Origin of the sequence: Pseudomonas agarici (assembly GCF_900109755.1) — a bacterium.
Lineage (GTDB): Bacteria > Pseudomonadota > Gammaproteobacteria > Pseudomonadales > Pseudomonadaceae > Aquipseudomonas > Aquipseudomonas agarici.
Map to the genome: position 1 here is coordinate 38,259 of NZ_FOAR01000004.1, position 23,097 is coordinate 61,355.

The 23,097-nt window shown below is 59.9% G+C and carries 21 protein-coding genes and 1 pseudogene; 12 read left to right on the forward strand and 10 right to left on the reverse strand.

Features of this window, described 5'->3' with window-relative positions; translation table 11 throughout:
- The coding region (locus BMX68_RS04950; RefSeq protein WP_074861908.1) for an autotransporter domain-containing protein at positions 1–1,428 on the forward strand (1,428 nt) is incomplete at its 5' end.
- A 543-nt stretch (positions 1,429–1,971) separates the two neighbouring features.
- Positions 1,972–2,265 carry a hypothetical protein gene (locus tag BMX68_RS04955; protein ID WP_017132320.1) on the forward strand — a complete coding sequence of 98 codons (294 nt, stop codon included), beginning with the start codon at positions 1,972–1,974 and terminating at the stop codon, positions 2,263–2,265.
- A 104-nt stretch (positions 2,266–2,369) separates the two neighbouring features.
- On the opposite strand, the gene BMX68_RS04960 is transcribed toward BMX68_RS04955, so the two are convergent.
- Positions 2,370–2,561 (reverse strand): hypothetical protein, encoded by a 192-nt coding sequence (locus tag BMX68_RS04960; RefSeq protein WP_017132319.1) that lies wholly within the window; start codon positions 2,559–2,561, stop codon positions 2,370–2,372.
- A gap of 245 nt (positions 2,562–2,806) precedes the next feature.
- Between BMX68_RS04960 and BMX68_RS04965 the strand changes: the two genes are divergently transcribed.
- Positions 2,807–3,139, forward strand: a complete 333-nt coding sequence (locus BMX68_RS04965) for a hypothetical protein (protein ID WP_017132318.1) — start codon at positions 2,807–2,809, stop codon at positions 3,137–3,139.
- Between the two features lie 82 nt (positions 3,140–3,221).
- On the opposite strand, the gene oadA is transcribed toward BMX68_RS04965, so the two are convergent.
- The gene (gene oadA, locus BMX68_RS04970) at positions 3,222–5,036 is read right to left on the reverse strand and encodes a sodium-extruding oxaloacetate decarboxylase subunit alpha (protein ID WP_017132317.1); all 1,815 of its coding nucleotides are present in this window, start codon (positions 5,034–5,036) and stop codon (positions 3,222–3,224) included.
- Positions 5,037–5,047: 11 nt separating this feature from the next.
- The gene (locus tag BMX68_RS04975; protein WP_060783087.1) at positions 5,048–6,463 is read right to left on the reverse strand and encodes an acetyl-CoA carboxylase biotin carboxylase subunit; all 1,416 of its coding nucleotides are present in this window, start codon (positions 6,461–6,463) and stop codon (positions 5,048–5,050) included.
- Between the two features lie 199 nt (positions 6,464–6,662).
- On the opposite strand from BMX68_RS04975, the gene BMX68_RS04980 reads away from it, so the two are divergent.
- Entirely contained in the window at positions 6,663–7,625 is a 963-nt protein-coding gene (locus tag BMX68_RS04980; protein WP_026013215.1) for a LysR family transcriptional regulator, read from the forward strand.
- Here the strand turns inward: BMX68_RS04980 and BMX68_RS04985 are convergent.
- The 3 genes from BMX68_RS04985 to BMX68_RS04995 form a co-directional block, all read right to left on the reverse strand.
- On the reverse strand, positions 7,567–7,758 hold the full coding sequence (locus tag BMX68_RS04985) for a PA3496 family putative envelope integrity protein (RefSeq protein ID WP_074861911.1): 192 nt from the start codon (positions 7,756–7,758) through the stop codon (positions 7,567–7,569). The genes BMX68_RS04980 and BMX68_RS04985 overlap by 59 nt on opposite strands.
- A 139-nt stretch (positions 7,759–7,897) precedes the next feature.
- Entirely contained in the window at positions 7,898–8,764 is an 867-nt protein-coding gene (hexR, locus tag BMX68_RS04990; RefSeq protein ID WP_017132313.1) for a transcriptional regulator HexR, read from the reverse strand.
- 192 nt (positions 8,765–8,956) lie between these two features.
- Positions 8,957–11,818, reverse strand: a complete 2,862-nt coding sequence (locus BMX68_RS04995; RefSeq protein WP_017132312.1) for a putative bifunctional diguanylate cyclase/phosphodiesterase — start codon at positions 11,816–11,818, stop codon at positions 8,957–8,959.
- Positions 11,819–12,133: 315 nt separating this feature from the next.
- On the opposite strand from BMX68_RS04995, the gene uvrD reads away from it, so the two are divergent.
- The 4 genes from uvrD to BMX68_RS05015 all read left to right on the forward strand — a co-directional run bounded on the left by uvrD (position 12,134) and on the right by BMX68_RS05015 (position 16,394).
- Entirely contained in the window at positions 12,134–14,314 is a 2,181-nt protein-coding gene (uvrD, locus tag BMX68_RS05000) for a DNA helicase II (protein ID WP_017132311.1), read from the forward strand.
- A 38-nt stretch (positions 14,315–14,352) separates the two neighbouring features.
- Complete coding sequence (locus BMX68_RS05005; protein ID WP_017132310.1) at positions 14,353–14,793, forward strand: EamA family transporter; 441 nt, start codon at positions 14,353–14,355, stop codon at positions 14,791–14,793.
- A gap of 191 nt (positions 14,794–14,984) precedes the next feature.
- On the forward strand, positions 14,985–15,851 hold the full coding sequence (locus tag BMX68_RS05010; protein WP_060783086.1) for a Tim44 domain-containing protein: 867 nt from the start codon (positions 14,985–14,987) through the stop codon (positions 15,849–15,851).
- A 135-nt stretch (positions 15,852–15,986) separates the two neighbouring features.
- Complete coding sequence (locus BMX68_RS05015; protein WP_017132309.1) at positions 15,987–16,394, forward strand: SMI1/KNR4 family protein; 408 nt, start codon at positions 15,987–15,989, stop codon at positions 16,392–16,394.
- A 29-nt stretch (positions 16,395–16,423) separates the two neighbouring features.
- On the opposite strand, the gene BMX68_RS05020 is transcribed toward BMX68_RS05015, so the two are convergent.
- A complete protein-coding gene (locus tag BMX68_RS05020; RefSeq protein ID WP_017132308.1) occupies positions 16,424–18,187 on the reverse strand; it encodes a cation:proton antiporter in 1,764 nt (587 codons plus the stop codon).
- A gap of 286 nt (positions 18,188–18,473) precedes the next feature.
- Between BMX68_RS05020 and BMX68_RS05025 the strand changes: the two genes are divergently transcribed.
- Positions 18,474–18,959 (forward strand): acyl-CoA thioesterase, encoded by a 486-nt coding sequence (locus BMX68_RS05025; RefSeq protein WP_017132307.1) that lies wholly within the window; start codon positions 18,474–18,476, stop codon positions 18,957–18,959.
- A 31-nt stretch (positions 18,960–18,990) separates the two neighbouring features.
- Here BMX68_RS05025 and BMX68_RS25325 read toward each other — a convergent pair.
- Positions 18,991–19,099, reverse strand: a pseudogene (locus BMX68_RS25325) (pyridoxal kinase); the annotation flags it as partial.
- Positions 19,100–19,213: 114 nt separating this feature from the next.
- Here BMX68_RS25325 and BMX68_RS05030 point away from each other — a divergent pair.
- Positions 19,214–19,618: a DUF3301 domain-containing protein gene (locus BMX68_RS05030; RefSeq protein ID WP_017132306.1), complete on the forward strand. Its 405-nt coding sequence runs from the start codon at positions 19,214–19,216 to the stop codon at positions 19,616–19,618.
- A 2-nt stretch (positions 19,619–19,620) separates the two neighbouring features.
- Here the strand turns inward: BMX68_RS05030 and BMX68_RS05035 are convergent, their stop codons facing one another.
- The gene (locus BMX68_RS05035) at positions 19,621–20,595 is read right to left on the reverse strand and encodes a CobW family GTP-binding protein (protein ID WP_017132305.1); all 975 of its coding nucleotides are present in this window, start codon (positions 20,593–20,595) and stop codon (positions 19,621–19,623) included.
- Positions 20,596–20,627: 32 nt separating this feature from the next.
- On the opposite strand from BMX68_RS05035, the gene BMX68_RS05040 reads away from it, so the two are divergent.
- Positions 20,628–20,987, forward strand: a complete 360-nt coding sequence (locus tag BMX68_RS05040; RefSeq protein ID WP_017132304.1) for a hypothetical protein — start codon at positions 20,628–20,630, stop codon at positions 20,985–20,987.
- A 70-nt stretch (positions 20,988–21,057) separates the two neighbouring features.
- Here the strand turns inward: BMX68_RS05040 and zigA are convergent, their stop codons facing one another.
- Positions 21,058–22,269, reverse strand: a complete 1,212-nt coding sequence (gene zigA, locus BMX68_RS05045; RefSeq protein ID WP_017132303.1) for a zinc metallochaperone GTPase ZigA — start codon at positions 22,267–22,269, stop codon at positions 21,058–21,060.
- A gap of 313 nt (positions 22,270–22,582) precedes the next feature.
- Here zigA and BMX68_RS05050 point away from each other — a divergent pair, with 313 nt between their 5' ends.
- Positions 22,583–22,960, forward strand: a complete 378-nt coding sequence (locus tag BMX68_RS05050; protein WP_017132302.1) for a hypothetical protein — start codon at positions 22,583–22,585, stop codon at positions 22,958–22,960.
- Positions 22,961–23,097 lie beyond the last annotated feature (137 nt).

The window sequence follows — 23,097 nt, forward strand, 5'->3', positions numbered from 1 at the left end:
GGAGAGCAAGGTCTGCGCGGCGAACAGGGCATGCCGGGAGAACGCGGAGAACAAGGTCTGCGCGGCGAACAGGGTGTCGCTGGCAGAGATGGCGCACAGGTCAACGCGCAAACGCTCGCGAAAGTCGACCAGAACGGGAAGAAACTCGAAACCCTGCAGGCCCAGTTCGACGAGCTGCGTTCAGAAGGCTCCAAGCGTCTGGAGGAAATAGCTAACAACCCGGAAAACATGCAAAGGATCGCAGACCTCGAACACAAGATCTCGAACCTTCAAACACAGGCCACGCAGCAACCCCAGGCGGACGCCCCCAAGGGCGGCCAAGGCGGCAATACCAAGCCACCCGTCCCAAGACCGATCGAGTCGCCACTGAACAAGGCCCTGGCTGGCCTGGGCTCCGTGGCCAAAAGAGATGCCTGGACGCAGCTTTCCGGCGCGGGCAACGCCAACCTGGGTGCAGCTACTCTCAGCGGCGCCAGCCAAGTGGGCAACAGCGCCCTTTCGGCCATGCGCCAGCTCGGCAACGATCCTTCGCAGCGCCGGCTCGCGGGTCAAAATGGCGGGCCCGGTCAGGTGTCGCTGTCGGGGCATTCGCAAATCAAGCCCAATGAAACTCGCCTGTGGGTCCAGGCCCTGAACAATGCCAGCACCCTGGAGCAAACACAGGGCCAGAAGGACTTTGAACAGAACACCAAAGGCCTGGCGATGGGCGTCGACTGGGCGCTGGACGATGGATGGCGCATGGGCTTGCTGGGCGCCAAATCACAATCCAAGCATAAAGGCAGCCGTTTCGAGGGCGACCTGGACAGTTGGCATGTCGGTGCCTACGCCCTGCATCAGAGCGGCCCCGTGGCTCTGCGCCTTGGCGCGATCCACAGCAACCACTACGGCAAGACCGAACGCAACGTGGAGTTCAGCGGTTATAAGGACCGTCTCACCGGCAACTACGACGCCACTAGCCAGCAAGCCTTCGCCGAAATCGGCTACAACTTGGGTAGCGACAGCTTGAGCGCCGAGCCTTTCGCCAACCTCGGCTACCAACGTTACTCGCGCAAGGGCTACACGGAAAAAGGCGGTGAAGCCGGACTGAAAGCCAGTGCACAGACCCTGGACAACTTCAGCACTACCTTCGGCCTGCGCACCGCCAGCATCAAGTACATGGACAACAAGATGAGCCTGGCTCCTCGCCTGAGCGCGGGCTGGAAACATATGTACGGATCGCTCGACAGCACCACCACCCAGGCAAACCAGGCAACCGGCAAGACCTTCACCACCAAGGGCATTGGTCAAGACCGCGACAGCCTGGTGATCGAAGCCGGATTGGACCTTAACCTGTCGGCTAGACACTCCATCGGCGTGGCTTATAACGGAGAAGTGGGTAACAGTAGCCGCAACAATGGGGTCATGGGCCAGTGGAAGATGGCTTTTTAAACAAGCCTCCTAACTGTAGGAGCGGTGCTCGCTCGCGAAGAGGTCCGTGAAAACGCTAGTGGCCTGTACAGTGAGTTCGTTAGCTCAAGTTCGGATGCCAGCAGTTCATGGCCAAGGCGCTGTGGCCCAGCCGGCTATGGCGAGGAACAGCAACGCCGGTCAGGGACTTGTGGCGCCGAAATTGACTCATAGAACTCACCACACAGACCACTAGATCCCGCGCCTACAGCTGCGCGTGCGACTTTGGCTGATGGGCATCGGCGTTTGCCTGCCCATCAGCCAAAGTCGCACGACAGCCACTTGCAACCCAAAGAGCTTGAACTCCGAGTTCAGCGTCTTGAGCCGTCGGGTTGCCCTCTGCATGTTCGATATGAATAAGGGACCTCACGAAACCCTGTACATCCTGGCAAAGCAATACCCGACCGTTGATCAGGACTGTCATTTCTGACAGTAGATATCCCGTCGACCCAGGCCTTAGCTTGAAGAGGCCCTGCTTACCTTTGGGTGGCAGGTTTCTATGAACTTTAAGGATGAGGTGTCGAAATGGGTAATTCGAAAGCCGAAAAATCGCTTCTTCCAGAACGGGCGGTCGTTGGTCAGAGAATCATTGTCGAAGGTCTTGCCGTAAGCGTCATGAGTGGACTTGAGTCGATCATCTTCAAAAGAGGAACGGAACCTGGTATGCAGAATGAGTTCATACGCGGCAGAGCCAAGGATATTAGCATTCAGATTCCTAATATGCCGGGAACTGTCGAGGTCACTGGTCGTTATGCTGCATGCAGTGCCGTGCGTCCGGAAGACCAGCTCCAAGGTACGATTGAAATCGTCGAAGCCTGATCTTTGTGCCGCATAATTAAGAAGAAGGAATACATGTCTGCGAAGTATAAGTCGCTGTGAGTCGAAGGCTGCGGTTCAGCCTTCGATCTCGATAAGCATTTCGCTCAGGTTTCCGATAAACCCTTCATTTGCCTACCCCGACAGACAGGCGCTGAACTGAGGATGTTCTCCAGGTGATCCAGCAGATAGCTTTGCTTATAGGCACCGTTGAAATACTTTTGTGGTTCCTCGAAAGCCAGGGTCATGGCGTCTGAACAAGCCCCGTGCGCATAGATCTGGAGTGTCAGCGTGTGCATGGTTCAACCTGCAATATAGTGCATATCAGTTCGCTCATGCCGCCAAAAAAAAGCAATAAAATGCATGCAGAACCCCAAAAGGAAACCATGTGCACAATAAAATCCAGACATCTCACCATCTGACCGCTGATCAGGACTGTCATTTCTGACAGTAGATGACCATTTCGAAACCCCAGTAACTTGAAGACGCCGCCTGTTCCTCGCCAAGGAGCGGGCTTGAATGAACTTCAGAGTTGAGGTGCGAGATGATCGATTCAAGCATGGAAAAACGGACCCCGGCAAAGCAACAATCACTTCTGCCGGAAGAGGCGGTCGTGGGGTCGACGATCGAAATCACGGGAAGGGTGGTCAATGCATTCAGCGGGCTCTACAGGATCAGGTTTTGGAAGGGCGGCGCCGACGCCCCATTTATCACCGGCTTCCGTCGTGACAACTGGGAGAGTGTCTCTGTAGTCATTCCCGATAAGGTCGGCGATGTCACCCTCGAGGGATTTTATGACTTATGCACCCCTCTTCCGGACGAGACACATATCTTCGGTACTCTCAAGATAAAGCCGGCTGAACCCGATAGAACGTGATTGCGCCAGATGAATGAAACACATAAAAAAAGGGGGCACATGCCCCCCGAGGTATAAATCGTTGTGAGTCGAGGGTTGCGGTTCAGCCTTCGATCTCGATCAGGACTTCGCCAGGATTGACCCGGTCACCCTTGGCCACATGGATGGCGGTGACCTTGCCGGCAATCGCGGCCTGCACTTCGGTCTCCATCTTCATGGCTTCGGTGATCAGCACGGCCTGGCCGGCTTTCACGGTGTCGCCGGCCTTGACCAGGACATCGACGATATTGCCCGGCATGGTGGTGCTGACATGGCCCGGAGCACTGGCCTGCTTGCGCTTGCTGCTACCACCGCTGACAAATTCGTTGAGCGGTTCGAACACCACCTCTTCCGGCATGCCGTCGATGGACAGGTAGAAGTGCCGCTTGCCTTCAGCCTTCACGCCGACACCGGTGATGTCCACGCGGTAGGTTTCGCCATGCACGTCGATGACGAACTCGGTCGGCACGCCCTCGCCGCCCGCCGAACGCACGCCGCCCGCTTCAGGGATCGGCAGCAGTGCTTCAGGCACCAGAGTGCCGGCCTCGCGCTCTTCGAGGAACTTGCGCCCGATATCCGGGAACATGGCGTAGGTCAGCACGTCTTCTTCCGACTTGGCCAGGGCACCGATCTCGCCGCGCAGCTTGACCATTTCCGGCTTGAGCAGGTCGGCCGGGCGCACGTCGATGACGTCCTCGCTGCCGATGGCCTGGCGCCGTAGTTGCTCGTTGACGGTGCCCGGTGCCTTGCCGTAGCCGCCTTGCAGGTACAACTTCACCTCGTTGGTGATGGTCTTGTAGCGCTCGCCAGCCAGCACGTTGAAGAACGCCTGGGTGCCGACAATCTGCGAGGTCGGGGTCACCAGCGGCGGGAAGCCAAGGTCTTCGCGCACACGCGGAATCTCCGCCAGCACTTCGCTCATGCGGTTCAGGGCGCCCTGCTCTTTCAACTGGTTGGCCAGGTTGGAAATCATCCCACCCGGTACCTGGTTGACTTGCACACGAGTGTCCACGGCAGTGAACTCGCTTTCGAACTGGTGGTACTTCTTGCGCACGGCGTAGAAGTACAGGCCGATTTCCTGCAACAGCTCCAAGTCCAGGCCAGTGTCGAATTCGCTGCCTTTAAGCGCCGCCACCATCGACTCGGTGCCTGGATGGCTGGTGCCCCAGGCGAAGCTGGAGATCGCGGTGTCGATATGATCGGCACCATTTTCCACCGCCTTGAGCTGACACATCGCGGCCAGTCCAGCGGTGTCGTGGGAATGAATGAACACTGGCAGCGACTGCTCGGCCTTGAGTGCCTTGACCAGTTCGCCGGTAGCGTAAGGCGTCAGCAAGCCAGCCATGTCCTTGATCGCCACCGAGTCGCAACCCATGGCCTCCATCTGCTTGGCCTGGGTCACAAAGGCCTCGATGGTATGCACCGGGCTGGTGGTGTAGGCGATGGTGCCCTGGGCATGTTTGCCCGCCGCCTTCACCGCTTCGATGGCGACCCGCAGGTTACGCACATCGTTCATGGCGTCGAAGATACGGAATACGTCGATACCGTTGACCGCCGCCTTGGCGACGAAGGCCTTGACCACGTCGTCGCTGTAGTGACGGTAGCCCAGCAGGTTCTGGCCGCGCAGGAGCATCTGCAGGCGGGTATTGGGCAACGCGGCGCGCAGCTCGCGCAGGCGCTCCCACGGGTCTTCCTTGAGGAAGCGCACACAGGCGTCGAAGGTTGCGCCGCCCCAGACTTCCAGGGACCAGTAGCCTACCTTGTCGAGCTTGTCGCAGATCGGCAGCATGTCTTCGGTGCGCATGCGGGTGGCGAGCAGCGATTGATGGGCGTCGCGCAGGATCGTGTCGGTAACGTGTATTTTTTTGCAAGAAGTCATTGGGGTAATCCTCACAGGCCTGCGTGGGCGGCAATGGCGGCGGCGATGGCCAAGGCCAGCTCTTCGGGTTTGCGCTTGATCGAATAGTTGGTCAGTTCCGGGTGGCTTTCCACGAAGCTGGTATTGAACTGGCCGCTGCGGAATTCCGGGTTACGCAGGATTTCCTGGTAGTAGGCGGCCGTGGTCTTCACGCCTTGCAGACGCATGTCGTCCAAGGCTCGCAGGCCACGGTCCATGGCTTCTTCCCAGGTCAACGCCCAGACCACCAGCTTCAGGCACATGGAGTCGTAGAACGGTGGAATGGTGTAACCGGTGTAGATCGCCGTATCGGTGCGCACGCCGGGACCACCGGGGGCGTAATAACGGGTGATCTTGCCGAAACTGGGCAGAAAATTATTCTTCGGGTCTTCGGCGTTGATCCGGAACTGCAGGGCAAAACCGCGATGGATGATGTCTTCCTGCTTGACCGACAGCGGCAAGCCGGAAGCGATACGAATCTGCTCGCGGACAATGTCGATACCGGTAATTTCTTCGGTGATGGTGTGCTCCACCTGCACCCGGGTGTTCATCTCCATGAAGTACACCTCGCCCTCGGCGAGCAGGAACTCCACGGTACCGGCGTTCTCGTAGCCCACCGCTTTGGCCGCGCGCACCGACAGATCACCAATATAGGCGCGCTGTTCCGGGGTTAGCTGGGGGCTGGGGGCGATTTCGATCAGCTTCTGGTTGCGGCGCTGGATCGAGCAATCACGCTCGAACAGGTGCACCACGTTACCGAAACTATCGCCAAGAATCTGTGCCTCGATGTGCTTGGGATTGACGATGCATTTTTCCAGGAACACTTCTGCCGAGCCAAAGGCCTTGGTCGCCTCGGAAATCACCCGGGGAAACGCCTGCTCCAGTTCTTCACGGCTGTTACAGCGACGGATGCCGCGACCGCCACCCCCTGAGGTGGCCTTGAGCATCACCGGGTAGCCGATGCGGTCGCCTTCGATGAGGGCTTCGGCGATGTCCGCGACGTTGCCTTCGGTGCCTGGGGTAACCGGTACGCCGGCCTTGATCATGCTGCGGCGGGCTTCAGTCTTGTCGCCCATGCGACGGATCACTTGCGCCGAGGGGCCGATGAACTTGATTCCGCGTTCGGCGCAGATATCCGCCAGTTCAGCGTTTTCCGAGAGGAAACCATAGCCGGGGTGCAGCGCGTCGCAGCCGGTTTCCACCGCCAGATTCACCAGCTTGCGCGGGTTCAGGTAACCGGCCAGGGGGTCTGCACCGATGCTGTGGGCCTCATCCGCGCGTTTGACATGCAGGGCATGGCGATCGGCGTCGGAATAGATCGCGACCGAGCGAATGCCCATTTCGGCGCAAGCACGCACGATGCGTACCGCAATTTCACCACGGTTGGCGATCAGAATCTTTTTTATCACTTGGAAATTCCTAAGCCGCTGGAACAAACAACCCCGTCTACTGCCAGGAAAACGGGCCGGCGCGTGACGAAATATTTCCAGTCAGTCGCCTTATCACACTAGTCCTACCCAGCGATAAACCAAAATCAATAATTATTGGGTCACTCATAAGCAATGACTTATAGTTGCTCAACCTGAGATCCGAGAGCGCTCGCCGAAAATGCGTAAATCATTGATGCGTATGACATTGCGTCAACTGCAGATTTTCAATGAAGTCTGCGACCTGCGTTCCTATAGCCGTGCAGCCGACGAAATGTCTCTCACACAACCAGCCGTCAGCCTACAAATTCGCCAGTTGGAGGAACTGATCGGACAGCCCCTGTTTGATTATGTCGGCAAAAAGCTCTACATGACCGAGGCGGCTGAAGCGTTACAGCGGGCGAACCGGGACATTTTCGGCCGACTGGAAAACCTCGATATGCAGCTTTCGGACCTACAGGGCTCGCTGCAGGGGCAACTGAAGCTGGCGGTGGAATCGAGCGCCAAGTACTTCGTACCGCACCTGTTTGCCGCGTTCAAGCGCCAGTATCCCGAGGTCAACCTGCACCTGACGGTGGTCAACCGGGCACAGGCGCTTCGACGCCTGTCGGACAACCGTGACGATCTGCTGATCATGTCCATGGTGCCCCAGGACATGGGCCTGGAGTTTCTCCCGTTCCTGAACAACCCGATTGTCGCGGTGGCTCCGCCCGACCATCCGCTGTGCCATAGGGGTCCACTGCACCTGCAGGACCTGGAGCCCTACACCTTATTGATGCGTGAACCAGGATCAGGGACGCGGATGGCGTGCGAAGAGTATTTCAAGGAGAAGCGCGTGCACTTCTCGCAGACACTCGAAGTGACCTCGGGCGAGGCCCAGCGCGAGTGTGTGGTGGCAGGGCTGGGGCTGGCGCTGTTGACGCGCCACGCCCTGAGCCTGGAACTGGCGACCGGCGTACTCCAGGAACTGCCAGTGGAAGAACTGCCGCTCTATCGCAGTTGGTGTGTGGTTCAGGCCAAGGACAAACGCCTGTCACCGGTCGCCCATGCGTTCCTGGGGTTTATCCGTAGTGAGCGGTTGCAGATCAGCGGACTGGTTGAGCGCTTCGACGGTCGGATGCCGGGTCCGCCTGCCAGTAATTGAGTGCGGCGATTTCCTGTTGCAGTTGGCGCAACTCGGTGCGGTCTTCGATTGCGCGACGAAATTCCATGCGACGCTGGTCTTCCTGCTGTCGACGGGTCTTGACGCTGCTTTGCTCTTCGTGGTGCCGGGCCATTTCGAGTCTCCCAGGGTAAGTAAGAGATTTTCAAGATGGACGCCGGGCATTACGCTTTGGCGGCAAGTGGGTGACAGACAGATGAATATTGACCGTTGCAACGCTGTGGTGTCGGGTTGAGACCCGTGGCGAGCGGGTCTCAGTCGTCCAGTGCCTTCACCGACTTGGGTGACAGCCGCAGACTGCGCAAGCTGCGCTTGACGCTCTTGAGGTGGTTCACCAAGCTCGGGCCACGGGCCATTGCCACACCCATCGCTAGCACATCGATCACCACCAGATGGGCGATCCGCGAGGTCAGCGGCGTATAGATCTCGGTGTCTTCATGTACATCGATCGCCAGGTTGACCGTCGACAGTTCGGCCAACGGCGTCTGGCTCGGGCACAGGGTGATCAGGGTCGCGCCGCTTTCACGCACCAGGTTGGCGGTAATCAGCAGGTCCTTGGAGCGTCCGGACTGGGAAATGCAGATCGCCACATCGGTGGGCTTGAGCGTCACCGCCGACATCGCCTGCATGTGCGGGTCAGAATAGGCCGCGGCGGTCAGCAGCAAGCGGAAGAACTTGTGCTGGGCATCCGCCGCCACCGCACCGGAGGCACCAAAGCCATAGAACTCCACGCGCTGGGCTGCCGACATGGCCGTCACCGCCCGCTGCAACGCGGCCGGATCGAGCTTCTCGCGCACTTCCATCAAGGTGTGCAGGGTGGTGTCGAAGATCTTCAGGCTGTAGTCGGCAACCGAATCGTCTTCGTGGATCGCGAACTGCCCGAAGCTCGCACCGGCCGCCAGGCTCTGCGCCAGCTTGAGCTTGAGGTCCTGGAAACCCGAGCAACCGATGGCTCGGCAGAAGCGCACGATGGTCGGTTCGCTGATGCCCACGCAGTGGGCCAGATCGGCCATTGAACTGTGCATCACCGCCGCCGGGTCGAGCAGCACGTGATCGGCAACCTTGAGCTCCGATTTGCGAAGCAGGTTGCGGGACTGAGCGATGTGTTGCAACAGATTCAAAGGACTGGACTCGATTGTTATGGGCGAACGCCTGGGATGTAGCAGTCTTGTAGTTATACTACATGAGTGTGCCAATTGCCCGTGCAATCCGTAGCAGCAGGTCCACAGGCATCTGCTCTGCCTAGCTTACCGCCGGAAAGCCGCGCCGCCCTGAGAAACGCCGGATCGGACGGGCCATCACCCAGCATCGTTTCAATAACGACTCAGTAACCCAGCCAGCGCCTCTGCCGCCACTGGCCGACTGATCAGATACCCCTGCACCTCGTCACAGCCATGCAGCTTGAGAAACTCCAACTGCTGCGGGTTCTCCACGCCCTCGGCCACCACCTTCAGCCCCAGACTGTGAGCCATGGCGATGATTGCCCGGGTGATCGCCGCGTCTTCACTGCCCTCGCCAAGACCGCGAATAAAGCTCTGATCGATCTTCACGTAGTCCACCGGAAAACGCTTGAGATAACTCAGGGACGAATAGCCGGTGCCGAAGTCATCGATGGCCAGCTTGACTCCCAGGTCGCGCAACTGCTGGAAGGTTGCGATGATGTGCTCGACGCTGTCGAGCAACTGGCTTTCCGTCAGTTCGAGCTCCAGCAGATGCGGGGCCAGGCCAGTTTCCGCGAGCACCTGGCGCACCAGGCTGACCAGCTTGCCCTGGCGCAACTGGTGCACCGACAGGTTCACCGAAACCCGTGTCGGCGCCAGTCCCTGGCGCTGCCATTCACAGGCCTGCCAACATGCCTGGCGCAGCACGAACTCACCGATGGCGCCGATCAGCCCGGTCTCTTCGGCCAACCCGATAAAGTCCCCAGGCGGTACTTGGCCCATCGACGGGTGATCCCAACGGACCAGGGCTTCGGCGGCGTTCAGCCGGTCGGTCGCCAGGCAGAGCTTAGGCTGGTAGAACACCGTCAGTTGTTGTTCGTCGATAGCCTTACGCAATTGGTTTTCCAGTTGCAGCCGTTCCAGGGTACTGGCCTGAAGGCTGTCGGTGTAGAACTGAAAGTTGTTGCCGCCCAGGTGTTTGGCATGTTGCATGGCGATATTCGCCTGACTGACCAGCGCCGGGATTTCCCGTGCGCTGTCCGGCAACAAGCTGATGCCCATGGACGCGCTGACTACCAGCTCATGGCCCGCCACCGTCAGCGGCAGCCGCAGCTTACCGAGCAGACGCGTTGCCATCCGGGCCAGACTGGAGAGATTGCCGTAGGCATCGAATAGTACCGCGAACTCATCCCCGGACAACCGGGCAATGGTTTCCGCTTCCGGCAGCGCATTGATCAGGCGTCGGGCCATTTTCTGCAACAACTGGTCGGCGACTTCATGGCCAAGGCTGTCGTTGAGCAGCTTGAAGCGGTCCAGGTTGATATGTAACAACGCCAGGCTGCGACCGCCCTGACGGGCACGCTGGTTGGCTTCGTGCAGACGCTCCTTGAACAGCGAGCGCTTGGCCAGTCCGGTCAGTTCGTCGTAGTGGGTCAGGTAGCGCATGCGTTCTTCGGACTCTCGTCGTGCCGAAAGATCGGCGAAGAAGCCTACGATATGACTGACCTTTCCACCCGCATCGCGCACGACATTGAGCTGCAACCATTGAGGATAAAGCTCGCCGTTCTTGCGTGCCTCCACCAACTCGCCCTGCCAACTGCCGTGCTGCTCCAGGGACTGACGGATCATCGAATAGTGCCGCCTGGCATCGCGACTGCACGGCAGTTCGGCCACATTGCGCCCCAGCATGTCCTCGATCTGATAGCCGGTCACCCGGCTGAACGCCTGGTTGACCGCCAGCAGCGCGTAATTCGGATCGAAGATTACGATGCCTTCGCTGGCGGCCTCGAATACCGTCGCCGCCAGCTGCCGTTGCACCTCCAGCTCCTTGCGGGAATTGATGTCGCGCCGGGTACCGACCATTCTGAGTACGCGGCCGCTGGCACTACGCTCCACGGCTCGCCCACGGTCCTCGATCCACACCCAACGGCCGTCGCCATGGCGGACACGGTATTCGATCAGATAGTCATCGGTGCGGCCCTTCAAGTGCTCCACCAGGGCGCGCTTGAGCGCAGGCAGATCGTCGGGGTGCAAACGCGGCTTGAGGTGGCTGAGCATTGCCGTCACGTATTCGGGATCCAGGCCGAACAGTTCCTTGATCTGAGTGTGATGCACTTCGTCGGTCTGCAGGTTCCAGTCCCATAAGCCGAGTTCACTGGCTTGCAGGGCCAGCGCCAGGCGCGTCTCGCTTTTGCTCAGCGCCCAATTCGCCCGGTCCAGTTCCAGGCTGCGCTGGGCGACACGGGTTTCCAGGCCAACCTGGGCTTCGCGCAACTCCAGCTCGGCACGGCGACGCTGTTCGACTTCCCGGGCCAGCTCCTGGTTGAGCTGCTCGCCGCGGGCCTGGGCCTGTTGCAGGTTTTCGATCAGGGCCTGGTTCTGGAAGCGTCGCAGCAGGCCACGCTCGATCAGTCGGTTGATCTGCAAGGCCACCACGCTCAGGGAGACCAGCAGGATCAGACCGAGCCAGCCCCAACCTTGTTGTGCCTCGGTCCCACCCCAGAACAGATAGCCGATGGCCGGCAGCAGACAGGGTAAGGTAAAGCTCAGGAAAGCCGTGATGCTCACGGCATAGGCGACGCTGGCGGACAGGGTCGCCGCGCCGATCAGGCCAAAGACCCAGGCTTGTTCAAGCAAGCTGTCGGTGGGCACCAGGGCGATGCCGGCACAGGCCAGGGTCAGGCCGCTGACGGCGGAGCCCAGCAGGAACATGCGGCGCCAGATCGGCTGCGCCTGGCGGCTGGGAATCGCCGAATCGAACGCCGCCACCTGGATCACTCGCAGCGCCACCAGCGCCATCAGCCACACCAGCCAGATGCTGACCAGCAGGTACCGCTGCGGGCTCCAGAGCAACCAGGCGCAGACCACGCCATTGATCAGCATGAACAGAGTGGGCAGCAACGAGCCCTGGTACAACAGGCGAGTACGTTCGACCGCCAACTCAGTGGCGAACTGCTTGCGGATAACCCGCCCCACCTCCGCAGAGGGGCTCAGCGCGTCGAAGCTGTGAGTCATGGGCATTGTTCTTATAATGATTGAGCCATAAACATCGCAGGAGCATACACAAGCATCCACCCGGACCAAACCACTCCCGGTCATAAAATGTAATAGATTTACCTCGGCAACAGCCCTCGATATACAGTGAAGTCAGCACTGACACCGTTTGCAGGCGATAACCGACCGATCGTCATCGGCGCTGCTTTTCCTCTGCTGGGTCCCCGAATCGTTCAGACGAACGGGCACGACTCCCTTGGCAGCCCTCGACAGGCCGAGATCGACCATCCGGCATTAGGGTTTGCCCGTGCGCAGCCAGCACCCTAGAATGCGCCGATGCGCGATGATCTCTCCCTTCTGCTGAACTCCCTCAACGATGCCCAACGCCAGGCCGTAGCAGCCCCCGTTGGCCGTCAGTTGGTCCTGGCTGGCGCCGGCTCCGGTAAAACCCGGGTGCTGGTGCATCGTATCGCCTGGTTGATCCAGGTCGAAAACGCCTCGCCCTACTCGATCCTGTCGGTGACCTTCACCAACAAGGCCGCCGCCGAGATGCGCCATCGTATCGAGCAGTTGATGGGCATCAGCCCCGGCGGCATGTGGGTCGGGACCTTTCACGGCCTTGCTCACCGTCTGCTGCGGGCGCACTGGCAAGAGGCCGGGCTGAGCCAGACCTTCCAGATCCTCGACAGCGACGATCAGCAGCGGTTGGTCAAGCGGGTGATCCGCGAACTGGGCCTGGACGAACAGCGCTGGCCGGCGCGCCAGGCGCAATGGTTTATCAACGGCCAGAAAGACGAAGGGCTGCGTCCACAGAATATCCAAGCCAGCGGCGACCTGTTCCTGGCGACCATGCGCAGTATCTATGAGGCCTATGAAGCCGCTTGCGCCCGCGCCAACGTGATCGACTTCTCTGAACTGTTGCTGCGTGCCCTCGACCTGTGGCGCAACAACGACGGTTTGCTCAAACACTACCAAAAGCGCTTCCGGCACATCCTGGTTGACGAGTTCCAGGACACCAACGCTGTCCAGTACGCCTGGTTGCGCCTGCTGGCCAAGGGTGGCGACAGCCTGATGGTGGTTGGCGACGACGACCAGTCGATCTACGGCTGGCGCGGCGCGAAAATCGAGAACATCCACCAGTACTCCGAAGACTTCCCGGACGCCGAGACCATCCGCCTGGAGCAGAACTATCGCTCCACCGCCGGCATCCTCAAAGCGGCCAATGCCCTGATCGCCAACAACACCGGGCGCCTGGGCAAGGAGCTGTGGACCGACGGCGGCGAAGGCGAGGCAATCAACCTTTACGCCGCATTCAACGAACACGACGAAGCGCGCTATGTGGTGGAAACCATCGAAAGCGCGCTGAAGACCGGTCTGGCTCGCAGCGATATCGCCATCCTGTACCGTTCCAACGCCCAGTCGCGGGTGCTGGAAGAAGCGCTGCTGCGCGAGCGCATCCCTTACCGGATCTACGGTGGGCAGCGCTTCTTCGAACGCGCCGAGATCAAGAACGCCATGGCCTATCTGCGCCTGCTCGAAGGCCGGGGCAACGATGCGGCGCTGGAACGGGTGATCAACGTGCCGGCGCGCGGCATCGGCGAGAAGACCGTGGAATCCATTCGCGAACACGCCCGCCACAGCCATGTGTCGATGTGGGAAGCCATGGGCCAGTTGATCGCCCATAAAGGCCTGACCGGTCGCGCCGCCAGTGCGCTGGGGACTTTTATCGAGTTGATCGAGAACCTGGCCGCGAAGACCAAGGATACGCCATTGCACCTGATGACCCAGATCGTCATCGAGCAATCCGGCCTGATCGCCTACCACCAAGCGGAAAAAGGCGAGAAAGGCCAGGCCAGAGTAGAAAACCTCGAGGAACTGGTCAGCGCCGCACGCAACTTCGAGGTTGCCGAAGAAGAGCAAGAGCTGTCGCCGCTAGCCGCCTTCCTCGGTCACGCTTCACTGGAAGCCGGTGATACCCAGGCCGACGAGCACGAAGACAGCATCCAACTGATGACACTGCACAGCGCCAAGGGCCTGGAATTCCCCTACGTGTTCCTGGTGGGCATGGAAGAAGGCCTGTTTCCCCACAAGATGAGCCTGGAAGAGCCTGGCCGTCTCGAAGAAGAACGGCGCCTGGCCTATGTCGGCATTACCCGGGCCATGCAGAACCTGGTCATGACCTACGCCGAAACCCGTCGCCTATATGGCAGCGAGACCTATAATAAAGTGTCACGTTTCGTCCGCGAAGTGCCGAAGGGACTGATCCAGGAAGTGCGGCTGTCCAATAGCGTCAGCCGCCCGTTCGGTGGCGGCCAGCAACAAAGCAGCAGCCTGTTTGGCGGTAGCAATATCCCCGATACCGGTTTCAGCCTGGGTCAGGCGGTTCGTCACAGTGTTTTCGGCGATGGGGTGATCCTCAACTTCGAAGGGGCCGGCGCCCAGGCACGGGTGCAAGTCAACTTCAGCGAAGGCAGCAAGTGGCTGATGCTCGGTTACGCCAAACTGGAAGCCACCTGAGGTCGGTAGGACGATCCGTCAACGGAGATCGCAATCTCATGGGTTCAGGCTTTTTTTCCTCCTGGATATTCTGGGCCCTGTTATCGGCTATCTTCGCCGCTCTGACCGCGATTTTCGCGAAGATTGGCATTGATAGCGTCAATTCTGACTTCGCCACCCTGTTGCGCACGATAGTGGTGCTGGTCAGTCTGGCCTTGATTTTGTACGTAACGGGCCAATATCAGTCATTGAGATCGATATCCGCCAAGAGCTATCTGTTCCTGATACTGTCAGGCTTGGCCACCGGTGCCTCCTGGCTCTGCTACTTTCGCGCCTTGAAAGTCGGCCCGGCATCGCTGGTGGCGCCGGTGGACAAGCTCAGCGTGGTGCTGGTGGCGATCATCGGTGTGCTGCTGCTCGGCGAGAAACTCGACCCGCGGCAGTGGGCCGGCATCGGAATGATTACCGCCGGCGTGGTATTGCTGGCTCTTCGACGCTAACCCAGAAAACTTCATACAAAACTTGACGACATGCATGACAGACCAATGAGCATTGGTCCTGCTGCCTTTCATGAAACGTTCAGCTTTGGAATGAGAGGATCAGGCAAAAGCTGGAAACACTCTCCTGCTAGCCAGTAACATTTCACCTGTGCAGTATGGCGCGCGTGCACTCCACAAACGGGAATTCCCTTATGCAACGTTTTCTTAGCATCGCCCTGGCGCTCTGCATCGGCCTGACGATGAGCCTCGACGCCAACGCCAAGCGCTTTGGCGGCGGCAAAAGCATGGGCTCGGCTCCGAGCCACCAGACCAGCCAGATGGCTCCTGCCGGCGGCAGCGGCGCAGCGGCTGTAGGTGCGGCCGGTGCCGCGGGCGCGGCAGCCAAGGCCGGTGGCGCCTCGCGCTGGCTAGGCCCTCTGGCCGGCATCGCCGCCGGTGGCCTGCTCGCGTCCATGTTCATGGGCGGCGGCTTCCAGGGCATGCAGTTCTTCGACATCCTGATCATGGCGGTCATCGCCTTCGTGATCTTCCGCTTTATCGCCGCCCGGCGCCGCAAGCAGCAGGAGCACATGGCTCCCGCCGGAGCGCCCTACCAGCGTGAAGTGTTCGAACAGCCAGCTCCGGCACAGAACTCGATCTTCGGCGGTTCGGCAGCCCCGACAGCCCCTCGTCGTGTGATCAACGCCCCGGCCTGGTTCAACGAAGAGCGCTTCCTGGAAGCCGCCCGCAGCCACTTCCAGTCGCTGCAGCAGCACTGGGATGCCAATGAAATGGACAAGATCAGCGAGTTCGTGACCCCGCAGATGCTGCAATTCCTCAAGCAGGAACGCGCAGACCTGGGCGACGGCTTCCAGTCCACCTACATCGACAATCTGCACGTACAGCTAGACGGCCTGGATGATCGCGCCGACAAGACTATCGCCACGCTGACCTTCAGTGGCGTGTCGAAGACCTCGCGTTTCGACCAGGGCGAGGCCTTCAGCGAAAGCTGGAACATGGAACGCCCGCAAGGCGACAACCAGCCCTGGCTGGTCGCCGGTATCCGCCAGAACGGCTAATCCAGGGGCTTTGCCCACGGCAACACAAAAACCCCGGACTTGTCCGGGGTTTTGCATTTCACGATTGCACTTGTAACAAGCTACTGTATAAAACGCGTCATACACACCGCGCCATGAAGCGAGAGGATTGAGGCCGTGGAAGAAGTCATCGAACAATTGCGTAAAGACAACGAACTGGTTCCGGTGCCCCTGGAGTTGCCCGACGAGGATCAGTTGGTCGAAGTGGAAGAGGAGCTGTTCATCAACATCCCCTTCGTCTTCAAAGAGTTCCTGCTGACCGTCAGTGACGTGGTCTATGGCAGCCTGGAGCCGGTGACCGTCACCGACCCACAGTCCCACACTTACCTGCCCGATGTGGCGGCCAATGCCTGGGACAGTGGCGTACCTCGGGACCTGATCCCGATCTGCCAGGACGGTGACAACTACTACTGCGTCGAGGAGGACGGCACCGTGGTGCTGTGGTCCGGTGAAGAAGAGCTGATTACCGAGGAGTCCTGGGAGTCGGTCTGGCACTGGGCGCGGGACGTCTGGCTGGAAAGCTGATTCACCCAACCACGGGGCATCTGGAGGTCTCAGTGCCCCGCCGCATCCTTGTTGTTCTCCAGCGTCTCCAGCAGGGCGACCTGCATCCGCGTATGCACGCGGATGAACCAGCGCCACAGCACCGCCGCCACCGCTGCCGCAACCACGGCGATCAGCATCAGCAATTCTCTGGTCGGCAGGATGCTCGCTGACAGCGCCGAGAGCAGCAGGAAAATCAGCAGCAGCGAAAGGATCGGGATCACTTCGGCGATCACCCGCCGTACACGCTGGGTATGTCTGCCGGCCATCTCTGGCTTCACCCCCATTTCCGCCAGCAGCATCGACAGTGCCTTGAGTTTGCGATAGGCAGCGATCAGGAATGGCAGCGACAGCAGCAGTGCACCGCCCCAGATCAAAGCCTTGTGCCAGCTCGGCTCGCTGACCCAATCTTGCAGATAAGCAGCGATCGGCAGCGCAAAAAAGCCACCGGCAAAGAAAATTGCCACCACCAGCGCCAGGTTAACCCCGACCTGCAAGAGGATTCGCCGGATCATCGACGCCAGCAACGCACCCTCGCCCTGGGGTTGGATGCTGCGCAACCACTCGCCATAGAGGCTGAACACTCGCCCGATGCGTGGCGGCACCACTGCGGCCAGCTTCAACGACAGCGGGTCCGCCGCCCGGATCAGGTAGGGCGTGAGCAAGGTGGTGATTACCGATACCGCGACGGCCACCGGATAGAGGAAGTGGCTGGTCACCTGCAAGGTCATCCCCAGCGCCGCAATGATGAAAGAGAATTCGCCAATCTGCGAAAGCCCCATGCCGACCCGCAACGAAGTGCGGCCATCATTGCCGGCGATAAAAGCCCCCAGGCCGCAGGAAAGCATCTTGCCCAACACCACCGCCACGGTGATCACGACAATCGGCCAGGCGTAATCGAGCAGCACCGCCGGATCGAGCATCAGGCCGATGGCGACGAAAAAAATGGCGCTGAACAGGTCGCGAACTGGCTCGATCAGGCGCTCGATCTTCAGCAACTGCCGCGACTCAGCCATGATCGCGCCGATCAGAAACGCACCCAGCACCATGCTGTATTCGAGCCTCACTACCAGCAGGCAGAAGCCGAAGCACAGCCCCAGCACAGTGATCAGCAGCATCTCGTTGCTGTCGAAACGAGCGACGTAAGCCAGCAGGCGCGGTACTAGCAGGATGCCGATCACCAGGGCCACGATCATGAACAACGACAACTTGCCGACGGTGGAGAAGACTTCGCCGGAGCTCACCGTGCCGCTGACCGCAATGCTCGACAGCAGGGCGATGATGCCAATACCGAGAATGTCCTCGACGATCAGTACGCCAAAGATCAGTTGCGCAAAGCGCTGTTTTTTCATCTTCAGGTCATTGAGCGCCTTGACGATGATGGTAGTCGAGGAAATGGCCAGGATCGCCCCGAGGAACAGCGAATCCATGGTGTTCCAGTCAAACCAGCGGCCAATCTCGTAGCCGATCCAGATCATCAGCACGATTTCCATGAACGCCGCGATAAATGCCGTCGCCCCGACCTTGAACAGCTTACCCAGGCTAAACTCCAGCCCCAGGCAGAACATCAGAAAGATCACCCCGAGCTCGGCCAGGATCCTGATGGTCTTTTCGTCGTGAATCAGGCCGAAAGGCGGCGTGTGCGGGCCGATGATAAAACCGGCGACGATATAGCCGAGGACCACCGGCTGCTTGAAGCGGTGGAACACGATGGTGACGACACCCGCCACCAGCATGATCACAGCCAGGTCCTGAATAAAACTGACGGCATGCATGGCGTGACGCTCCTGGTGTTTTTACAGAGAACCGGACAACCCACGACCGCTCGGCGAGCAGTCAATCCTCACCGTTCCCAGTGCAAAAAATTTTCCATGGCAGGCTTTTTGAAGATTAACACCGGGACTTTCAACAAAAAGCCGGTGCAATATGTAGAAACAGATCGCAGGGTGCGTGACCATGGCCCAATCGGTGGCGTCCCGTTATCGAGCATCTGAAAAAATGAAGAAAGCGCCTGCCGAGGTGCCTGACCCCGTCCTTGCCTACCCTATCAGTGAGCGTGCTATGGAACCCGGAAATGCCCAGCTATCGATGACCGTTTTGATGACCCCGGATATGGCCAACTTCTCTGGCAATGTCCATGGCGGCACGCTGCTCAAGTACCTTGATGAAGTGGCCTACGCCTGCGCCAGCCGCTATGCCGGCCGCTATGTGGTGACCCTGTCGGTGGACCAGGTGATTTTTCGCGAGCCGATCCATGTCGGCGAGCTGGTGACCTTTCTCGCCTCGGTCAATTACACTGGCAACACCTCCATGGAGGTCGGGATCAAGGTGGTGACGGAGAATATCCGCGAGCGTTCGGTGCGCCACACCAACAGCTGCTTCTTCACTATGGTTGCGGTGGACGACCAGCGCAAGCCAGCGGCGGTCCCACCGCTGCAACCGCAGAGCAGCGAAGACAAGCGGCGCTTCATGCAGGCGCAGCAGCGCCGACAGATTCGCCAGGAGCTGGAAAAGCGCTACCGGGAAATCAAGGCCGACGCGCCCTGACACTTACAGGCTGACCGGCAAGGCCTCGAAACGGCCAGACATTCCCCCCAACCCGCTGCATGGGGAAAACCGCCGCTGTTGCCGACATGACCGAAAATCACATGGGATTGAATGGCGAGCAGATAAGGAGTGCGTTTCATTCCGGACTCCCGAAAGGCCGATGGATTCAAGCCACGCAGTATGCGACGAAACAGAACCTGTACGACAGGCCGGCGAGCCAGTTAAGCTGCTCTTAACTTGTTGGAGTGGCATTCATGCTGACCCTGGGAAATATGTTCGTGCTGATGTTGCTGGCGACCGGTGCGGCCTGGCTCTGGCACAACCACGGCTTGCGCGAGCGGGCCCTGGAGCGGGTCAAGCAACACTGCGTCAGGCTTGATCTGGAGTTGCTCGACGGTGCGGTGGCCCTCAAGCGTATCGGCTGGGTCCGTGACGCCAATGGCCGACGACGCCTGGCCAGGATCTACAACTTCGAATTCACGGTCACCGGGGATCAGCGCCACGTGGGCACCATTACCCAGTTCGGCGCCCATAGCGCACAGATCGAACTGCCGCCCTATCCGTTCGAGGCCAAGCCCGATCTGCCCAGCGCCGAAGTGGTCCAACTGAGCCAATGGCGCCAGGATCACCCCAAGGACCATAGCCAGTCGCTCCACTGATTTCAGCCCACGCGACACGCCAGCATATCGGCCTTCAGCCGCGCGATATCCTGGGGTTGGTCGAAGATCAGTTCCAGTCGCGAATCCCGCCGCCACTCACTGGGTTGCCAGTGCAAAGAGGCATTGTCCACAGCGTTGCAGGAAACCCAGCCTGCCGAGCTGTGAATCACCCACTTGGCCCTGATCCAGCCCAGACCTGACAACCACTGGCCGATACGTTCGGGGTCCAATCGCTGGCTCGGATGCCAGCGCCAACCGATGCTCCAGTTGCCCTCCTGGACATGATCCAGGCAGATCGGCTGGCTCGGATCGGCCCAGATCGCCGGCAGAACTGCGCTCGCCGGGACCGCGGGCAACATCCCCGGCTCGTGCGGTTCATCCGTCGATGGCGCGGCCAGCGCCAACAATTCGTGCAGTTTCAACGCCCCGTGCTCGGTCCAGCGCAGCGGACATTCCGGCAAGCGCGCCAAGACCTGCCTGCGTTCTGCCTCGTCCAGCCCCTGCGACTTGTTCAACAGCAGCAGGCCAGCCAGCGCCAACGCCTCCTGCTGCGATTCGGGCAGAGGTTTTCCAGCCGCCAGCGCCCGGGCATCGAGCACCAACACGCATGGCTGCAAGCTCAATACCCCGAGCCATGGCGCCGCCCCTAACTGCCTGAGAATCTGTGTCGGGTGCCCAAGGCCAGACGGCTCGATAAACAACCGGTCAGGTCTGGCCTGGCGCAACAGCCGACTGAGACCGACCTGGAATGGCGCGCCATTGACACAACACACGCAGCCGCCAGCCACCTCGCCCAATGCGATACCCTCTTCAACCTGAGTCAGCAGCGCGGCATCGAGACCGATCTGGCCGAACTCGTTGATCAGTACCGCCCACCGCTCGCCCCGTGGCTTGTGCGCCAACAGGTGACGAATCAGGCTGGTCTTGCCGGCACCGAGAGGACCGGCGATGACATGCGTGGGAATGTTCTGCAACATAAGTGGGCCGATATGCTTGAAGGGGTGAATGAATGATACGGTCGACTGGCCTGGGACTGCTGATAGCGCTGGGTTCGAGCCAGGTCCTGGCGCAAGCCTGCGTGGTCCACAGCCATAGCGAACGGCTCGACGTCAAAGTCTGCCAGGAAAATCTCAATATCCCGACCAAGCTGTTTAGCGACGGCTTCTGCCAGCCGAGCCTGGCGGGACAGAAGGTCGAGGTCGAATACGTCGAGCAGTGTCCGGGCGGCTCGTTTGGCGTCTGTCAGAACGCACTGGTCGCTAATATGCCCTACCGCCAGAATATTCACTATTACGGTGTGGCGACAGATGCGGCTTACCTCAAGCCATTCTGTGAAGGCCGGAGCGACGGACACTGGCAAATACCATAGCGATTACGGCTCAGGCCAGCCAATCCGGGGTTAGGACCAATCGGCTGGCGAACCGGCGATTGCACCTGCATCACGCCGCCGCCTCTTCGTCGTGCCATGGATCGAACGGATCGCGCAACAGTCGCCAGCCCTCGACACCAAGAGCCATTTCCTCATCGGTCAACAGACAGTTGTCCAGGCATGCGGTCACCTGCGCAAAGTCGATGTTCTGACCGATAAACACCAACTCTTGCCGGCAATCGCCCGCGTCGGCCGTCCAGTTTTGCGTGATCGCCGCCGTGCTTTGCTCATCCTGCGGCCAATGTTGTTGCGGCACGAAACGCCACCAGCACCCGGCAAAACCGTGCCGCATCAGGCCACCGGCCTGGGACCAACTGCCCGCCTCCTGGTATCTGCTCGCCAACCAGAAGAAACCCTTGGACCGCAGCAACTTGCCGTTCACCCAGGGCTGGTTGATAAAGTCAAAGAAACGCTCGGGATGGAACGGTCGCCGCGCCCGGTAAACGGTGGAGGCGATCCCGTATTCCTCGGTTTCCGCCACGTGCCCGCCGCGTAGCTCCCGCAACCAGCCAGGAGCTAGGGCCGCCCGTTCGAAGTCGAAACGACCGGTGTCGAGAATTTTCGCCAACGGCACCTCGCCCATCACCATCGGGATGATTTCGGCCTGCGCATTCAGGCGTCCGAGGATCGCGATCAGTTCCTCGCGCGCCTGGCTGCTGATCAGGTCGATCTTGCTGACCAGAATTACGTCGGCAAACTCGACCTGCTCGATCAACAGGTCGGTGATCGAGCGCTCGTCTTCCTCGCCGAGGGTTTCACCATGGGAGGCCAGGCTTTGCGCGGCCTGGTAGTCGAGCAGGAAATTCATCCCGTCGACCACCGTGACCATGGTGTCGAGTCGGGCGATGTCGGCCAGGCTCTGGCCTTGCTCATCGCGAAAGGTAAAGGTCTCGGCCACCGGGAGCGGCTCGGAGATACCGGTGGATTCGATCAGCAGGTAATCGAAGCGACCGTCGCGGGCGAGTTTGCCGACCTCTTCCAGCAAGTCCTCGCGCAACGTGCAGCAGATGCAGCCGTTGCTCATCTCGACGAGCTTTTCCTCGGCGCGGTTAAGGGTAACGTTGCGCTGGACCTCGCCGCCATCGATATTGATCTCGCTCATGTCGTTGACGATCACCGCCACCCGCAGGTGCTCGCGGTTGCGCAAGACATAGTTGAGCAGGGTACTTTTACCGGCGCCGAGAAAGCCGGACAGCACGGTAACGGGAAGACGTTGGGTCATGGTTGATTCCTCATCAGATTGGCCGGGTCAAAGCGCCCGTTTAAGGCCTTCGCGCAGGACATCGAACTCGCCGCCGATACGCTCCTGCAGCTTGCGGCGCTGGCTCGGCAACAGAACTCACGGAAGAACCCCTGCTGCGCATCGCTCATGTAGTTCGCCTCGGGCCGGGTGGGTGGTGCTTGTTCAGTCATGGGAATTAGGCATTGGTGATTTAGTGTATGTTATATTATAACAATTCAATTTAGCCAATCGCCACTTGCTCGTCACGACGAAGGGCGCAATGCTGATGTCGACTTCACCCACGAGAATGCCGATGCACCCTGCCCTGAAACACGTGCTGCTGAGTCTGCTGCTGTTTACCGCCAGCGCCCCGGCGCAGATCCTCGGCCCGCCGACCCACTGCACTCGCAGCGCCACCCTGCTTGCCTGCACGGACGCGGTCGGCAACGCCTATGGCGTCGCCACTGCGGGCAAGACGATTTATCTGCAGGGTTTCGAAGTGATCGGCAAACGCTACTGGGCGCAGACCAGCAGCCGCTACGGACAACTGACCTTCTTTACCGGCATCGCCTCGGATGGCGAGACCTGGGTGGGTTACAGCCGCCGGGTTGGCTGGACTACCCAGAATCGTTTTTCAAGTTCAGGTGGATTGAGCAGAAAATTCATCTGCGACCGCCTGGTTGGCTGCTAGTAGCCGGTGAGGTTTTGTAACGAGCGGCTCCGCAGCCAGGCTCAGGAGTGTGCGAGCCGCACCGACCAACAGAAAATTGAACACCTGACGTCTATACACGCATAAACCGCTAACCAACATAAGCGCAGGTCCGTACT

What these genes read in the sequence shown, in the direction of transcription:
- BMX68_RS04995 (WP_017132312.1), bottom strand. Translation starts at nt 11,818, where the DNA reads ATGACTCACAGCTTCGACGCGCTGAGCCCCTCTGCGGAGGTGGGGCGG.
- BMX68_RS04960 (WP_017132319.1), bottom strand. Translation starts at nt 2,561, where the DNA reads ATGCACACGCTGACACTCCAGATCTATGCGCACGGGGCTTGTTCAGAC.
- uvrD (WP_017132311.1), top strand. Translation starts at nt 12,134, where the DNA reads ATGCGCGATGATCTCTCCCTTCTGCTGAACTCCCTCAACGATGCCCAA.
- BMX68_RS04965 (WP_017132318.1), top strand. Translation starts at nt 2,807, where the DNA reads ATGATCGATTCAAGCATGGAAAAACGGACCCCGGCAAAGCAACAATCA.
- BMX68_RS05025 (WP_017132307.1), top strand. Translation starts at nt 18,474, where the DNA reads ATGGAACCCGGAAATGCCCAGCTATCGATGACCGTTTTGATGACCCCG.
- BMX68_RS05010 (WP_060783086.1), top strand. Translation starts at nt 14,985, where the DNA reads ATGCAACGTTTTCTTAGCATCGCCCTGGCGCTCTGCATCGGCCTGACG.
- BMX68_RS04980 (WP_026013215.1), top strand. Translation starts at nt 6,663, where the DNA reads ATGCGTAAATCATTGATGCGTATGACATTGCGTCAACTGCAGATTTTC.
- BMX68_RS05035 (WP_017132305.1), bottom strand. Translation starts at nt 20,595, where the DNA reads ATGTTGCAGAACATTCCCACGCATGTCATCGCCGGTCCTCTCGGTGCC.
- BMX68_RS05005 (WP_017132310.1), top strand. Translation starts at nt 14,353, where the DNA reads ATGGGTTCAGGCTTTTTTTCCTCCTGGATATTCTGGGCCCTGTTATCG.
- BMX68_RS05020 (WP_017132308.1), bottom strand. Translation starts at nt 18,187, where the DNA reads ATGCATGCCGTCAGTTTTATTCAGGACCTGGCTGTGATCATGCTGGTG.
- BMX68_RS05050 (WP_017132302.1), top strand. Translation starts at nt 22,583, where the DNA reads ATGCACCCTGCCCTGAAACACGTGCTGCTGAGTCTGCTGCTGTTTACC.
- oadA (WP_017132317.1), bottom strand. Translation starts at nt 5,036, where the DNA reads ATGACTTCTTGCAAAAAAATACACGTTACCGACACGATCCTGCGCGAC.
- BMX68_RS05030 (WP_017132306.1), top strand. Translation starts at nt 19,214, where the DNA reads ATGCTGACCCTGGGAAATATGTTCGTGCTGATGTTGCTGGCGACCGGT.
- BMX68_RS05040 (WP_017132304.1), top strand. Translation starts at nt 20,628, where the DNA reads ATGATACGGTCGACTGGCCTGGGACTGCTGATAGCGCTGGGTTCGAGC.
- BMX68_RS04985 (WP_074861911.1), bottom strand. Translation starts at nt 7,758, where the DNA reads ATGGCCCGGCACCACGAAGAGCAAAGCAGCGTCAAGACCCGTCGACAG.
- BMX68_RS04955 (WP_017132320.1), top strand. Translation starts at nt 1,972, where the DNA reads ATGGGTAATTCGAAAGCCGAAAAATCGCTTCTTCCAGAACGGGCGGTC.
- zigA (WP_017132303.1), bottom strand. Translation starts at nt 22,269, where the DNA reads ATGACCCAACGTCTTCCCGTTACCGTGCTGTCCGGCTTTCTCGGCGCC.